The sequence below is a fragment of the Verrucosispora sp. CNZ293 genome (genome assembly GCF_002754655.1).
The window spans coordinates 5,513,397-5,526,563 of sequence record NZ_PEFR01000001.1; the positions used below are offsets into that span (position 1 = coordinate 5,513,397).

At 72.5% G+C, this 13,167-nt stretch carries 12 protein-coding genes; 6 read left to right on the forward strand and 6 right to left on the reverse strand.

Going from position 1 to position 13,167, the window contains the following annotated elements; all coding sequences use genetic code 11:
- Window positions 1–22: 22 nt before the first annotated feature.
- On the forward strand, window positions 23–943 hold the full coding sequence (locus CLT74_RS25155; protein ID WP_099849504.1) for a squalene--hopene cyclase: 921 nt from the start codon (window positions 23–25) through the stop codon (window positions 941–943).
- Between the two features lie 150 nt (window positions 944–1,093).
- Here CLT74_RS25155 and CLT74_RS25160 read toward each other — a convergent pair whose 3' ends face one another.
- Both CLT74_RS25160 and proB read right to left on the reverse strand, forming a co-directional pair.
- Window positions 1,094–2,338 (reverse strand): glutamate-5-semialdehyde dehydrogenase, encoded by a 1,245-nt coding sequence (locus CLT74_RS25160; protein ID WP_099849506.1) that lies wholly within the window; start codon window positions 2,336–2,338, stop codon window positions 1,094–1,096.
- 37 nt (window positions 2,339–2,375) lie between these two features.
- On the reverse strand, window positions 2,376–3,485 hold the full coding sequence (proB, locus tag CLT74_RS25165; RefSeq protein ID WP_199172260.1) for a glutamate 5-kinase: 1,110 nt from the start codon (window positions 3,483–3,485) through the stop codon (window positions 2,376–2,378).
- Window positions 3,486–3,546: 61 nt separating this feature from the next.
- Here proB and CLT74_RS25170 point away from each other — a divergent pair, with 61 nt between their 5' ends.
- Genes CLT74_RS25170 through CLT74_RS25180 form a run of 3 tightly spaced genes read left to right on the forward strand, consistent with a single transcriptional unit; the run spans window position 3,547 to window position 6,889 of the window.
- Window positions 3,547–3,861 carry an MGMT family protein gene (locus CLT74_RS25170; RefSeq protein ID WP_099849512.1) on the forward strand — a complete coding sequence of 105 codons (315 nt, stop codon included), beginning with the start codon at window positions 3,547–3,549 and terminating at the stop codon, window positions 3,859–3,861.
- A 32-nt stretch (window positions 3,862–3,893) separates the two neighbouring features.
- Window positions 3,894–5,417, forward strand: coding sequence for an MFS transporter (locus tag CLT74_RS25175; RefSeq protein WP_099849515.1), 1,524 nt, complete (start codon window positions 3,894–3,896; stop codon window positions 5,415–5,417).
- Complete coding sequence (locus CLT74_RS25180; protein ID WP_099849517.1) at window positions 5,414–6,889, forward strand: aminotransferase class V-fold PLP-dependent enzyme; 1,476 nt, start codon at window positions 5,414–5,416, stop codon at window positions 6,887–6,889. Before CLT74_RS25175 ends, CLT74_RS25180 begins: the two co-directional genes overlap by 4 nt.
- A gap of 50 nt (window positions 6,890–6,939) precedes the next feature.
- Here CLT74_RS25180 and CLT74_RS25185 read toward each other — a convergent pair whose 3' ends face one another.
- Genes CLT74_RS25185 through CLT74_RS25195 form a run of 3 tightly spaced genes read right to left on the reverse strand, consistent with a single transcriptional unit; the run spans window position 6,940 to window position 9,766 of the window.
- Window positions 6,940–7,893 carry a hypothetical protein gene (locus tag CLT74_RS25185; RefSeq protein ID WP_099849519.1) on the reverse strand — a complete coding sequence of 318 codons (954 nt, stop codon included), beginning with the start codon at window positions 7,891–7,893 and terminating at the stop codon, window positions 6,940–6,942.
- 54 nt (window positions 7,894–7,947) lie between these two features.
- Entirely contained in the window at window positions 7,948–9,213 is a 1,266-nt protein-coding gene (locus CLT74_RS25190; RefSeq protein WP_099849521.1) for a hypothetical protein, read from the reverse strand.
- A complete protein-coding gene (locus tag CLT74_RS25195) occupies window positions 9,206–9,766 on the reverse strand; it encodes a SigE family RNA polymerase sigma factor (RefSeq protein ID WP_099849523.1) in 561 nt (186 codons plus the stop codon). The genes CLT74_RS25190 and CLT74_RS25195 overlap by 8 nt, the downstream gene beginning before the upstream one ends.
- 224 nt (window positions 9,767–9,990) lie before the next feature.
- Here CLT74_RS25195 and CLT74_RS25200 point away from each other — a divergent pair, with 224 nt between their 5' ends.
- Entirely contained in the window at window positions 9,991–10,569 is a 579-nt protein-coding gene (locus CLT74_RS25200; protein ID WP_099849525.1) for a NuoB/complex I 20 kDa subunit family protein, read from the forward strand.
- A gap of 100 nt (window positions 10,570–10,669) precedes the next feature.
- Window positions 10,670–11,986 carry a DUF2252 domain-containing protein gene (locus CLT74_RS25205; protein WP_099849528.1) on the forward strand — a complete coding sequence of 439 codons (1,317 nt, stop codon included), beginning with the start codon at window positions 10,670–10,672 and terminating at the stop codon, window positions 11,984–11,986.
- Between the two features lie 19 nt (window positions 11,987–12,005).
- Here CLT74_RS25205 and CLT74_RS25210 read toward each other — a convergent pair whose 3' ends face one another.
- Window positions 12,006–13,052, reverse strand: coding sequence for a glucose 1-dehydrogenase (locus CLT74_RS25210; protein WP_099849531.1), 1,047 nt, complete (start codon window positions 13,050–13,052; stop codon window positions 12,006–12,008).
- Window positions 13,053–13,167: the final 115 nt, after the last annotated feature.

The window sequence follows — 13,167 nt, forward strand, 5'->3', positions numbered from 1 at the left end:
GAGGGGCCCCTCCACCACGTCCATGGGGGAGGGGCCCCTCGCCGCCACCCTGCCGTCGGTCGGATCTCACCTATCCGTCCTCCTGAGGCGGGATCGCGTTTGCGCCGGTAGCGTGGCCGCCGTGGTCGACATCGACGCCGCGATCGGGTTCGTGGTGGCTCACGGGGACGCGGTGGAGCGTGCCCGCCTGTCCTGGTTGCGCACGGGCACGCAGCCACCGCCGGAGGTGCTCGACAGCGCCGAGGTCGGGCAGACGCTCGGCGGCGGCTGGCCGGCCTCCTGGGGCGAGGAGGTCGCCTCGGTCGACGCGACCTGCTTCCGCCTCGCCGAACTTGACGACCTGGGGGCGCTGAGCCGCCCGAGCGCCCGACGAGCGCTGGACTGGCTTGCCGCCGGTCAGCAGCGTGACGGCTGCTGGGAGGAGGACCAGGCCCTCGCGGACTCCGCACCGGAGTGGGCGCGTCCGGGCGACCCGGAGGCCCGGCTGTACCTGACCGCCAACGCGGCCTTCTGGCTCACCGTGGCCGGGCTGGACGCGCGGGCCGCCGGGCCGTTGGATCACCGGGTCGGCGGGGCGTACGCCGGGGTGGTGTACGCCGCCAGCCAGGCGCTCGCCGCCCAACTGCGCCCGGACGGTAGTTGGCCGTCCTTCCTGGCCGCCGGTTGGCTCAGCGCGGCCGTCCTGCACCGGCAGCAGATGTTCTACGAGTCGGCGCAGATCAAGGCGGTGCTGGCGGAGCGGCTACCGCAGGCGTCGGCGGCCGACGCCGCCTGGCTCGCCGTGACGCTGCGCCGGGTGGGCGTCGACCATCAGGAGTGGACGCTCGTCGCCGCCCGACGCCGGCTCACCGAGACACAGCGCAGCGACGGCGGCTGGAGCAGCGACGACGGCCACCAGTTCGACGTACACGCCACCCTCTCCGTCATCCGCGCCTTCCGCTAATCCCCCGCCCCGCCCCCGCCCTCCCGCCCTCGCCCCCGTCCTCCGCGATCTTGCAGTTACTGCCTCTGCAAAGTGGGGCAATAGGTCCGTATCGGCGACCGGAAGTGCAAGATCGCGGAGGGCGGCCCGGGCGGCGCGGGTGGGGGTGGGTTAGGGGCGGAGGTGGCCGGTGCCGGTCACTACGTACTTGGTGCTTGTCAGTTCGGGGAGGCCCATGGGGCCGCGGGCGTGCAGCTTCTGGGTGGAGATGCCGATCTCGGCACCGAAGCCGAACTCGCCGCCGTCGGTGAACCGGGTGGAGGCGTTGACCATCACGGCCGCCGAGTCGACCCGGGCCACGAACTCCCGGGCGGCCGACTGCGAGTCGGTGACGATCGCCTCGGTGTGGCCGCTGCCGTACCGCCGGATGTGCGTGACCGCCGCGTCGAGTGAGTCGACGACGGCGGCGGAGATGTCCGCGGCGAGGTACTCGGTGCCGAAGTCCTCGTCGGTGGCCGGGACCACGGCGTCGGAGTACGCCGCGACCCGCGCGTCGCCGTGCACTGTCACCCCGGCCTCGGCGAACGCGGCAAGCGCAGCAGGCAGGAAAGCGTCCGCGATGTCGGCGTGCACCAGCAGCGACTCGGCGGTGTTGCAGGTGGACAGGCGTTGCGTCTTCGCGTTCAGGGTGATCGCGACCGCCATTGACACGTCGGCGGCGGCGTCCACGTAGACGTGGCAGTTGCCCACCCCGGTCTCGATCACCGGCACCGTCGACTCCTCGACCACGGTGCGGATCAGCGACGCGCCGCCGCGCGGGATCAGCACGTCGACAAACCCCCGGGCCCGCATCAGCTCCTTGACCGAGTCGCGGGTGCTGGCGTCGACAAGCTGCACCGCGTCTGCCGGCAGACCGGCCTCGCCGAGTGCGTCCCGCAGCACCGCGACCAGGGCGGCATTGGAGTGCGCGGCCGAGGAGGAACCGCGCAGCAGCGCCGCGTTGCCGGCCTTCAGGCAGATCCCGGCGGCGTCCACTGTCACGTTTGGCCGACCCTCGTAGATGACGCCGACCACGCCGAACGGCACCCGGATCTGCCGCAGCTCCAGCCCGTTGGGCAGGGTCGAGCCGCGGACCACCTCGCCCACCGGGTCGGGCAACGCGGCCATCTGGCGCAGCGCGTCGGCGATGCCGGCCATCCGCCCCTCGTCGAGGGCGAGCCGGTCCAGCACGGCCGCGCTCAGCCCGGCGTCGCGTCCGGCCGCCAGGTCCGCGCCGTTCGCGGCCAGGATCTCCGGCGTACGCGCCACGAGCGCGTCGGCCATCGCGTGCAGCGCGGCGTCCTTGGCGGTACGCGTCGCGACGGCAAGCGTCTCCGCCGCCGTTCGCGCCCGACGGGCCTGCTCGCTCACGCTCATGTCCCACTCCTCAGATGTCGGCCCGGTTCGGGGCAGTTCACAGCAGCACCAGGTCGTCGCGGTGGACGACCTCTCGTTCGTACGCCGGGCCGAGCGCCGCGGCAAGGTCGGCGGTGGAGCGCCCGAGCAGGCCGGGCAGCTCGATCGCGTCGTAGTTCACGAGTCCTCGGGCCACCGGTGCGCCCGAGGTGTCGACGAGGTCGACCGGGTCGCCTGCGGTGAACGCCCCGTCGACGGCGGTGATCCCGGCCGGTAGCAGGGACTTCCGTCGGCCCACCACGGCAGCGACCGCCCCGGGGTCGAGGTGCAGCCGGCCCCTGGGGGCGGTGGCGTGGGCGAGCCAGAACAGCCGGGCGGCGGGGCGTCGGAGGCTCGGGTGGAAGAAGGTGCCGACCGGCTCCCCAGCCAGCGCGGCAGCCGCCTGGCCGGCGGAGGTGAGCACCACCGGGATGCCGAAGCCGGTGGCGATCCGGGCCGCCTCGACCTTCGTCACCATGCCGCCGGTGCCGACCCCGGCGCGGCCGGTGCCGCCGATCTCGACACCGGCCAGGTCCGTCTCGTCGCGTACCTCGGCGATGCGGCGGGAGTTGGGTCGGGTCGGGTCGCCGGTCCAGAGCGCGTCGACGTCGGAGAGGAGCACCAGCAGGTCGGCGTCGACGAGCGCGGCGACCAAGGCGGCCAGCCGGTCGTTGTCGCCGAACCGGATCTCCTCGGTGGCGACCGTGTCGTTCTCGTTGACGATCGGCACCGCCCGCAGGTCGAGCAGCTTGCGCAGGGTGCGGTACGCGTTGCGGTAGTGGGCCCGCCGGGTCACGTCGTCGACGGTGAGCAGTACCTGGCCGACGGTGCGGCCGTGCCGGGCGAAGGCAGCCGCGTACCGCCCGATCAGCAGGCCCTGGCCGACGCTCGCGGCGGCCTGCTGGGTGGCCAGGTCACGCGGTCGCCGGGGCAGGCCGAGTGGGGCGAGGCCGGCGGCGATCGCGCCGGAGGAGACCAGCACCACCTCGCGGCCGTCGGCACCACGCCGGCCGAGGGCGTCGACAAGCGCGTCGACCCGCCCGTCGTCCAGCCCGCCGTCGGGGGTGGTCAACGAGGAGGACCCGATCTTGACAACGACCCGCCGGGCCGCCGTGACTGCGTCGCGCACCCGCCCATTCTGCGCTGTCGTCGCGGCGAGGCCCGCCGCCGTTCCCATAGTCTGGCCGCTTGTGACACCTGACGAGTACGTCGAGGCGGTGCTGGAACTTGTCGACCGGATCCCGCCCGGCCGGGTGATGTCGTACGGGGCGTTGGCCGACGCGTTGGCCGAGCGCTCCGGACGGGCGTCGGCACGGTTGGTCGGGGCGATCATGGCGCGCCACGGCGGTGGGGCGCCGTGGCACCGGGTGGTGAACGCGGCCGGTGGGCTGCCACCCCGGTTGGCCCGCGAGGCACGGGCGCGTTGGCTCGCCGAGGGGACACCGTTGCGCGGTACCGGAGTGGACATGCGGTCGGCCGCGTGGTCGCCCGGGCAGGGGATGTGACCTCTGCCATAACGTGAGTAATATTCGGCCCCATGACCGCGCCGCCGGGTGGCTCCGGCCCACCGCCCGCACCCGGCCTGCCCGCGCCCGCCTCCGGCCCGGCAGCCACCACCACCGCCGCCGTCCCGTCGGGCACGCCCCCGGATGCCGCCGCCGGCGCGCTGCCGCGCGGTGTGCATGCCGGCTACGCGCTCGGCTCGCTGGCGACGGGGGCCTTCGGCACCGTGCCGGGCCTGCTGCTGTTGCCGTATCTCACCGACACACTAGGTGTGGCCGCCGGCGTGGCCGCCCTGCTGGTGCTGCTGCCGAAGGCATGGGACGTGCTTGTCAACCCGGTCGCCGGGCGGATCTCCGACCGCACCCGGTCGCGGTGGGGTGCCCGCCGCCCGTACCTGCTCTTCGCTGGGCTGGCGCTGGCCGTACTCTTCGGGGCCATCTTCGCCGCGCCGTTCGGTGCCGGTCCGGCGTCCGGGGCGTACGTCGCCGTCGCCTTCCTGGCCACCGCTACGGCGTTCGCCTTCTTCCAGGTGCCGTACGTGGCGATGCCGGCCGAGCTGACAAGCGACTACGCCGAACGTACCCGGATGATGACCTGGCGGATCGCGGTGCTGGCACTGGCCATCCTGGTCGCCGGTGCGGTGGCCCCGCTGGTGCGCGACGCGGCCGGCGGAGGAGTCCCCGGGCACCGGTGGATGGGTGTCTTCGTGGCCGCCCTGATCGCGCTCGGCGCGGTCGGTGCTTTCCTCGGCACCCGGTCCGCCCCGCAGGGCGCGGTCGGCGAGAGCGAGCCGAGCCTGCGCGCCCAACTCACCGTCGCGGCCCGCAACCGACCCTTCCGGGCACTGCTGCTCTGCTTCGTGGTGCAGTCCGCCGGAGTGGCCACCATCCTCGCCGGAGTCCAGTACTTCGCCGACCACGTGCTGCGGGACTCGGCGACAGGTCCGACAGTGCTGTTCGCCTGCTTCGTCGGGCCGGCGCTCGTGGTGATGCCGCTCTGGTCCCGGGTGGGTGCCCGGGTGGGCAAGCTCGCCGCCCTGGTGGCGGCGTCGTTGATCCTGTCGGCTGGAGGGCTGGCGTTGGTCGCCGCACCGGTCCTGCCGGCCGCCGTGGTCTACCTGCTCGTCGCGATGCTCGGCGTCGGGTACGCCGGGCAGCAGGTGTTCGCGCTGGCCATGCTCCCGGACTGCATCGCCTACGACACCGCGCGTACCGGGCGTCGACAGGCCGGCGTCTTCACCGGAGTGTGGACGGCCGGCGAGACCTTCGGACTGGCCCTCGGCCCCGGCATCTACGGGCTGGTGCTCGCCCTCACCGGCTACGTCTCCTCCAGCACCGGCACCGCCGCCACCCAGTCCGACACCGCCCGCCTCGGCGTCTTGCTCGGCTTCACGGTCCTTCCCGCCCTCCTGATCGGCCTGGCCACCCTCCTGCTCCGCCCCTACGACCTCACCCCCGCCCGCCTCTCCACCTCCACCCCGCCCCCGGCCACCGATCATGCAGTTGTCGCAGGAACAAAATCCGCAGCAGACCACGGAAAGGGCACCACAACTCCATGATCGACGAGAGCAGGGCCGCGCTGCCGAACGAGGGCGTGCCGGCGGAGCAGGTGCTGGCGGAGATCCGCGAGCTGCGGGCGATGGACCGGCCGACCCACGGCGGGCGGCTGTTCGCGTACGTCTACGACCCGGCGGTGCCCGGGCTGGACGCGCTCGCCGCCGCCGCGTACGCGGAGAGCGCCCACGTCAACGGGCTCGACCCGACCGCCTTCCCGTCCCTGCTCGCCATGGAGAACATGCTTGTCGCGGCGGCGGCGCGGCTGCTCGGCGGCGGGCCGGGCACGAGCGCGCCGGACGTCGTCGGCAGCGTCACAAGCGGCGGCACCGAGTCGCTCATCCTGGCCGTCAAGACCGCCCGGGACGCCCGGCCGGACATCGCGGCACCCCGGATCGTGGTACCGGCCAGCGCCCATGCCGCGTTCGCCAAGGCGGCCCACTACCTGCGGATGGCGCTCGACACGGTGCCTGTCGACCCGACCACCCTGCGGCCGGCAGCCGCCGATGTGGCCGCCGCCATCCGACCGGAGACGGTGCTTGTGGCCTGCTCCGCACCCTCGTACGCGCACGGCGTCGTGGACCCGGTCGAGCAGATCGCCGAGGTGGCCGCCGCCGCCGGGGTCCGCTGTCACGTGGACGCCTGCTTCGGTGGCTGGACCCTGCCGTACCTGCGGCGCCTCGGCGCGCCGGTGCCCCCGTTCGACCTCGCCGTGCCCGGTGTCACCTCGATCTCGGTGGACCTGCACAAGTACGCGTACGCGCCGAAGGGCGTGTCGGTGCTGCTGCACCGCGATCCGCAACTGCGCGCCCCACAGTACTTCGCGTACGCCGACTGGCCCGGCTACACGATGATCAACCCGGTGATCTCCTCCACCCGCTCCGGCGGGCCGATCGCCGCCGCGTACGCCACCCTGCGGCACCTCGGCGACGACGGCTACCTGGAGCTGACCCGCCGAACCTGGGCGGCGGTGCGTACGCTCGCCGACGCGGTACGCGACACCGACGGGCTGCGGCTGGTCGCCGAGCCGGAGTCGACAGTGGTCTGTTTCACCGCCGACGATCCCACGCTCGACCTTTTCCTGCTGGTGGACGAGCTGACCGCGCGGGGTTGGCACACTCAACCACAGCTCCGGTACGCCGACCTGCCGGCCAGCGTGCACCTCACGGTGACTGCCGCGGTGGCGGCGCGGGTGGTCGAGTTCGGTCCGGCGCTGGCCGACGCGGTCGCCGCGGCCCGCGCCGCCGGGCCGGTCGAGCTGCCGTCCGACCTGCTGGCGATGGCCGGCAGCCTCACCCCGGAGGCGCTCACGCCGGAGCTGGTGGCGGGGCTGGCCGAAGGGCTCGGCCTGGGCGGTGGCGCTGGTGCTCCGGACCGGATGGCGGTGGTCAACACGCTGCTCGACGCCGCCCCGGCGGCGGTGCGGGAGCGGCTGCTGGTGGAGTTCGTCGGGCTGCTCCAGCGCCCGGTCTGGTGACCGACGACGTTCGGCCGGTGCCCGTGGGCACCGGCCGGACGAGGGTGCGGTCAGGCCGCGTCGGTCACCCGGACGGTGAACGAGGCGGTGTTGTCGGTTGGGTCGGCGTCGGCCACGGAGTTGCCGTACCACTGGGTGCTGAGCTGCAACGAGACGTTGCCGAGGTCGCCCGGGACGGTCTCCGGCCCGGCGCGCAGCAGGACGTCGAAGCTCCGCTTCTCGCCGGTCATGAAGCGGTCGCCCGGCACGACGAAGTTGGTGAAGGAGCTCGGCGCGTCCTGCGGGTCGGTGCCCCAGATCACCACGCCCGCCGGCAGGCCGGTCGCCTCGGCGAACAGGTACTCGTGCGCGGTGTCGCCGGCCCACCCCACGGTCACCGGCAGCCGGCCCTGGTAGCTGCCGTCGGCCTGTCGGGTCAGCGTCACCGACCCGGCCGTGGTGATGTCGGCGCGGGCCTGGGTGTCCTGGACGTAGGGCACCGGGTGGCGCAGCGAGCCCGAGGTGGAGCGGAAGCGGGCGGCGAAGCTGGCCCGGTCGGCGACCTCGTCCCGGCCGTCGCCGACGTTTACCGAGATGCGCCCGCCCTTCGCGATCATCGCGACGTCCCGGGTCGGGGTGAGGACGTCGAAGGTGATCGAGAACGACCGGCTCTCGCCCGGCTCGATGTCGCCGCCGGGCACCGAGCAGGTGGCCGTCCGCCGGTTGTCCTTCGGCGCGCCGAAGCCGCACGCCTCCTCCGGGTCGAGCCTGCCCAGCGAACCGGCGACCGGCTCGACGACATGGACGCTGAAGTAGGTGGCGTCCGGGCCGTTGTTGGTCACCGTGACCGGCAGGCTGCCGTGGTAGCCGCGGCCGGTCGGTTCGAGCACCAGCCGACCCACCGAGATGTCGGCGGTGGGGCTGCCGGTGTTGGGCGCGGCGGTGGCCGGTGCGGCGAGCGGCAGCAACATCGCGCCGGTGCCGAGCAGGATGCCGGCCAGCCGACGTCCGGTACGTGTCCTCATCTGGAAGGTCCTCCCGTGGTCCCCGTCACCGCGCGGCTCGTCCGCGCGGTGTCATCAGTGGCACGCGACGGGCGTCGATCCGGTTGCGGACTCTTCTGCCGGAAGCCCGACAGCGATGCAGCCGTACGCGTAGCGATCCTCGTCGTTGTCCTGGTTCGGGTCCATGAGCGGGTCGGCGTCGCTGCCGACCGGCGTCACCTCGGCGATGCCGGTGCCGCTGGCGTGGTTCGTGTTACGAAGCCCGAACCGGAAGGTCCGTTCCGCGCCGGGGCCCAGCGGGCCGAACCGGCAGATGATCGGTCCCTTCGGCGGTGCCCCGTCCCGGCAGGTCGACCAGTCGCCACCGTCCGCGACCGTGCCCACCTGCATGCGCAGGTGCAGTTTGACCAGGCCGGCCGGGACCGCGCTGAGGTTCCGCACTGTTACGGCGATCGTCCCGGTACGCGCGCCGTCCGCGTCCGGCGCGCTCCACGTCGCGTTGCCGGCGGTGACCGTCAGATCGACCAGGTGCGGGTTCGGGCCGAACGAGGTCGGCCCGTCCACCTGGGTGAAGCGCGTTCCGGACCACCGGTAGTCGCGCCACTGGCGCTGCGACCAGTCCAGCGACCAATCAGGAGTGGGCGCGCGGTCGGCCATCTCCACCCGGACCGTGCCCCGGTCGGTGACCTGCGTGTCCAGCAACCACTGGGGGGCCGTCTTGGCAGATCGGGCTACCTGGCCGAGGACGACGATCCGGCCGTGGGCATCCCGGTCGAGCGCCACCACCTGGGACGGGCCCTGCTGGAAGAGTTGGCAGCGGAGCAGGGCGACCGTCTCGACCGCGCCGTCGCCGTCCACGTCGCCGTGGACGAGGCCGTCCAACAGCACGTCGTCCTCGTCCAGGTGCTCGGTGGCGATCCGGGTCGGCCCCGCCGTGCAGGTCGAGCCAGGCGCCCACGCCGGTAGGTCGACTTGAGCGCCCAGGAGTTCGGACCGGCTGATCCGCCCGTCCGGCACGGCCCGGCTCGGGCTGACCGTGCTCGGCGACGCCGACGACGTCGGTGTCGTTGCCGGCGGCGACGTGCTCTCGGACGGGCTCGGGGCGATGGTCTGGGCGGGAGCCGGAGACGGGTCGGGCCGCCAGTCCAGGGCGGCGTTCGCGCCCACCGGAATCGCCACGGCAAGTATCACGGCCGTCGCAGTGACCACCACTGTCCGCTGGCGGCGTCGGCGGACGGTCCGCCGAACCGCGGCCGTCCCGGCCGGATGCACCACCGGGGCGTACGCCGCGCGGAACTTGGCGAACTCGCCGCCGACCATGATGTCGTCGGGCTCAGTCATGGTGGTTCACCTCATTCGTGGGGGTGAGTTGCGCAGCCAGCGCGGCCCGCCCTCGGTGCAGCCAGGACTTGACGGTGCCCTCCGGTACATCCTCCTGAACCGCGATCTGCGCGACGCTGAGATCGGCCAGGTAGTGCAGCACCACCGCGCGGCGCTGGTTGGCGGGTAGGCCGGCCAGCGCCGCGGTCAATGCGACGCGATCCGGTCCCGGCCCCGGCACGTATTCCTCACGCTGCCGGTGCAGCCATGCCTGAGCCGTCCGCGTCCGCCGCCAGCGGCTCGTGGTCAGGTTCCACGCCACCCGGCGGACCCACGCCACCGGGTCCTCGTACCGCGACACCCGGGACCAGCGCGCGAACGCCCGGCAGAACGCCTCCTGCACCATGTCCTGTGCTTGGGCCAGATCACCGCAGTAGGCAGTGAGCTGGATGGTCAGCGATCGGAAATGTGCGTGGTAAAGACCATCGAAGTCGACCGTCGTCGGTCCGTCCGGGTGCCTCGCTGCCCCCTCCGGCGGCGGATCGTCGAGCTGCGGCTCCCTGGTCACCGTCATCTGGTCCTCCCCGTGAGCATGCCGCCGGCGCGGTCACATCGATCACACGCCCAGATGTCAGCTCGGGTTGCGCGGGTTGTCGCGCCATGGCTGACATCCACTGTCCGGTCGGAGACAGGCGGGCCGATGTCGCCCCGAGGTGCAGAGCGCGCGATCCCCCGCCGGCCCGGGTTTCCGGCATCAGACGCTGTGGTTGACTGTCGGGGACGGGAGGGGGAGCGGTCGTGCAGCTGCCTGCGGTGCTCGGTGAGCCGATCCGGTTCGTGCTCAACTGGGGTCGGCGCTACTCGCTCTGGGTCTTCAACTTCGGCCTGGCCTGCTGCGCCATCGAGTTCATCGCGACAAGCATGTCCCGGCACGACTTCATGCGACTCGGCGTGATCCCGTTCGCGCACGGGCCCCGGCAGGCCGACCTGATGGTGGTCTCCGGCACCGTCACCGACAAGATGGCCCCGGCGATCAAGCGGCTCTACGACCAGATGCCCGAGCCGAAATACGTGATCTCGTTCGGTGCCTGCTCCAACTGCGGTGGTCCGTACTGGGACTCGTACTCGGTGACCAAGGGTGTCGACCAGCTCATCCCGGTCGACGTCTACGTGCCCGGCTGCCCGCCTCGGCCGGAGGCGCTGCTGCACGGCATCCTCCGCCTGCAGGAGAAGATCGCCGCCGAGCAGTCCGGCATCGGCGGGGTGCCCCGCACCGACCCGCTCGCCGCGCCCGTCGACGCCCCACCCCGCGACGGCGCGCCGACCCGCTCGGTCGCCTCCCTGACCGCGCCGCCGGTACGCCCACCGAACACCTGACCCGGGTGTCCGGCCGTGTCCGGGCGGTGGTCCGGTCGTCGGCGGAGACCGTTCGCTCGGTTGGCCGCCAGGGTGGTGAGGCTTCGCTAGCGTACGGATCATGACCGACGTCGCGGAGGAGCGTTCCGCCTTCATCATCGAGGTGCTGACCGAGGAGTTCGGCACCCTGATGGCGCTCGACCCGGCCGCCTTCCGGCGCAAGTTCCGCAAGATGGCCGCCTCGCCGTTCGCCTTCTACCGGGGCAGTGCCAGCCTCTTCTACGCCGACCAGCGTGGCGACTTCGCCGACGACCGTTTCCTGGACGCGCAGACCAGCCGGGTGTGGATCCACGGCGACCTGCACGCGGAGAACTTCGGCACCTACATGAACGGCTCCGGCCAGCTCGTCTTCAACGTCAACGACTTCGACGAGGCGTACGTCGGGCCGTTCACCTGGGACCTGCGGCGGTTCGTCGCCAGCGTGGCGTTGATCGGCTACACCAAGGCGCTCTCCGACCGGGTCATCAGCGACCTGGTCACCTGCTTCGCCAACGCGTACCTGGTCGAACTGCGGGCCATCGCCGCCGGTGGGGACGACGCCATCGGCTCGATCACCCTGGACAACGCCGACGGGGTGCTGCGCCGGGTGCTCCAGCAGGCCCGCCTGAACACCCGGGTCGACCTGCTGCGCGGGCAGACCACAATCGACAACTACGAGCGGCGCTTCTCCCTCGGCGACGGGGTGTACGAGATCGACGGTGAGGTGCGGGCGCGGGTGTGCGCGGCGTTCGAGGCGTACCTGGAGACGCTGCCGGCCGCCACGGCCGAGGCCCGGCCGCTCGCCACACAGATCAAGGACGTGGTGCTGCGCAAGGGCGTGGGCATCGGCTCGGCCGGACTGCCGTCGTACAACCTCCTGCTGGAGGGGCACACCCAGGCGCTGGAGAACGACGTCCTGATCTACATGAAGCAGGCTCAGGTGCCGGCGGTGGCGCGGTACATCGACGACGAACGGGTTCGCGGCTACTTCCGGCACCAGGGACACCGCACCGCCGAGTCCCAACGGGCCCTGCAGGCACACGCCGACCCGTGGGTGGGTTTCACCGAACTCGACGGCGTCGGCCAACTCGTCGCCGAGGTGTCCCCGTACGCGGCAGACCTCGACTGGGCGGACGTCAACGAGCCGGAGGACCTGGCCGGGGTGCTCGCCGATCTGGGGCGGGCGGTCGCCCGGATGCACTCGGTGGCCGACGACGAGTCCAGCCACGACCTGGTCGACTATTCGACCGAGGAGGCCATCGTGGCCGCCGTCGACGCGGACACCGCCGGCTTCGTCGGGCACCTTGTCGACTTCGCCCACACGTACGGCGTACGTGCCCGGCAGGATCACCAGCTCTTCGTCGACCTGTTCCGCAACGGCCGGCTGCCGGGCATCTGACCGGGGTCCGGGCGGCCGTTCAGGCGGCGAAGTCGAGGACGACCTTGATGTCCTGCGGTCCGGGGGAGTAGGCGCTGGCGTACCCGGCCAGCGGCACCCGGCGGGTGATCAGCGACGCGAGCCAGGCCGGGTCGGCCTTGGACAGCGCCTCGGCGGCGCCCTCCCAGTGCCGCCGATTGGCGTTGACCGAGCCGAAGACGACGTTGTTCTCCAGGACGAGGGTGCGGTTGAGCGCGCCCGCGTCGAAGTCGATGGTCCGGCCGCCGCTGGACACCCCGGCCAGGCAGACGATCCCGTTGGGGCCGACCTTGCACATCGCCTCCAGCACGACCACCGGCGCGCCTGTGCACTCGATGATGACGTCCGGTTCGAGGTCGAGCTGATCGAGCGGTCCGGAGTGGTACGTCGCCCCGAGCGCGCCGGCGAGCGCCGGCTTCGGCCCCTCGGTGGCCAGGTCGAGCACGTGCACGGAGAGACCTCGCTGGCTGGCCAGCAGCGCGGCGAGCAGGCCGATCGGTCCGGCGCCGGTGATCAGCGCGGTACGGGGCTGCCACTCGGCCCGCAGACCGATCCGGTCGACGTGGTCCCATGCCTTGACCATCACACTCGTCGGTTCGAGCAGCATGCCCACCTCGATCAGCGAGGGGTCGAGTCCCACGGCGAAGCGGGGTTGCAACCGCCACCGCTCGCGGGCGAAGCCCGGCAGCGCCTTGATGCCGTGCTCGGTGAACAGGCCGTTGCGGCACATGTCCCACTCGCCCACCGCGCAGTTCGGGCAGGGCATCGGATCGGGGTGCCGGACTATCCCCGCCACCAGGTCGCCGGGTTGCCGGGTGCCGGTGGGATCCTCAAGCACCCGGCCCAGTGACTCGTGACCGAGCACCAGGTGGTCGGTGTCGGGCGGTGCCTCGCCGTACTGCCCTTCGATGATCTCGATGTCGGTTCCGCAGACGCCCACCGACACCGCCTCCACCAGGATCGGTCCCTCTTCGAGGGCCGGTTCCGGGTAGTCGTCGAGCAGCCGCAGCGAGCCGGGCACTCCGGGGATGACGGTCACAGCGCGCACGGGTCCATCCTGCTGGCCTTCGACGGCCGGAGTCGGCGAAGCCCGCAAGAATCACCCGCCCGCGTGCACCGTCACTCAGGCGCCCGACCAGTTCCACCCCTGCCGGCCGTCGCCT

What these genes read in the sequence shown, in the direction of transcription:
- CLT74_RS25185 (WP_099849519.1), bottom strand. Translation starts at nt 7,893, where the DNA reads ATGAGGACACGTACCGGACGTCGGCTGGCCGGCATCCTGCTCGGCACC.
- CLT74_RS25205 (WP_099849528.1), top strand. Translation starts at nt 10,670, where the DNA reads ATGACCGACGTCGCGGAGGAGCGTTCCGCCTTCATCATCGAGGTGCTG.
- CLT74_RS25180 (WP_099849517.1), top strand. Translation starts at nt 5,414, where the DNA reads ATGATCGACGAGAGCAGGGCCGCGCTGCCGAACGAGGGCGTGCCGGCG.
- CLT74_RS25160 (WP_099849506.1), bottom strand. Translation starts at nt 2,338, where the DNA reads ATGAGCGTGAGCGAGCAGGCCCGTCGGGCGCGAACGGCGGCGGAGACG.
- CLT74_RS25190 (WP_099849521.1), bottom strand. Translation starts at nt 9,213, where the DNA reads ATGACTGAGCCCGACGACATCATGGTCGGCGGCGAGTTCGCCAAGTTC.
- CLT74_RS25195 (WP_099849523.1), bottom strand. Translation starts at nt 9,766, where the DNA reads ATGACGGTGACCAGGGAGCCGCAGCTCGACGATCCGCCGCCGGAGGGG.
- CLT74_RS25155 (WP_099849504.1), top strand. Translation starts at nt 23, where the DNA reads ATGGGGGAGGGGCCCCTCGCCGCCACCCTGCCGTCGGTCGGATCTCAC.
- CLT74_RS25175 (WP_099849515.1), top strand. Translation starts at nt 3,894, where the DNA reads ATGACCGCGCCGCCGGGTGGCTCCGGCCCACCGCCCGCACCCGGCCTG.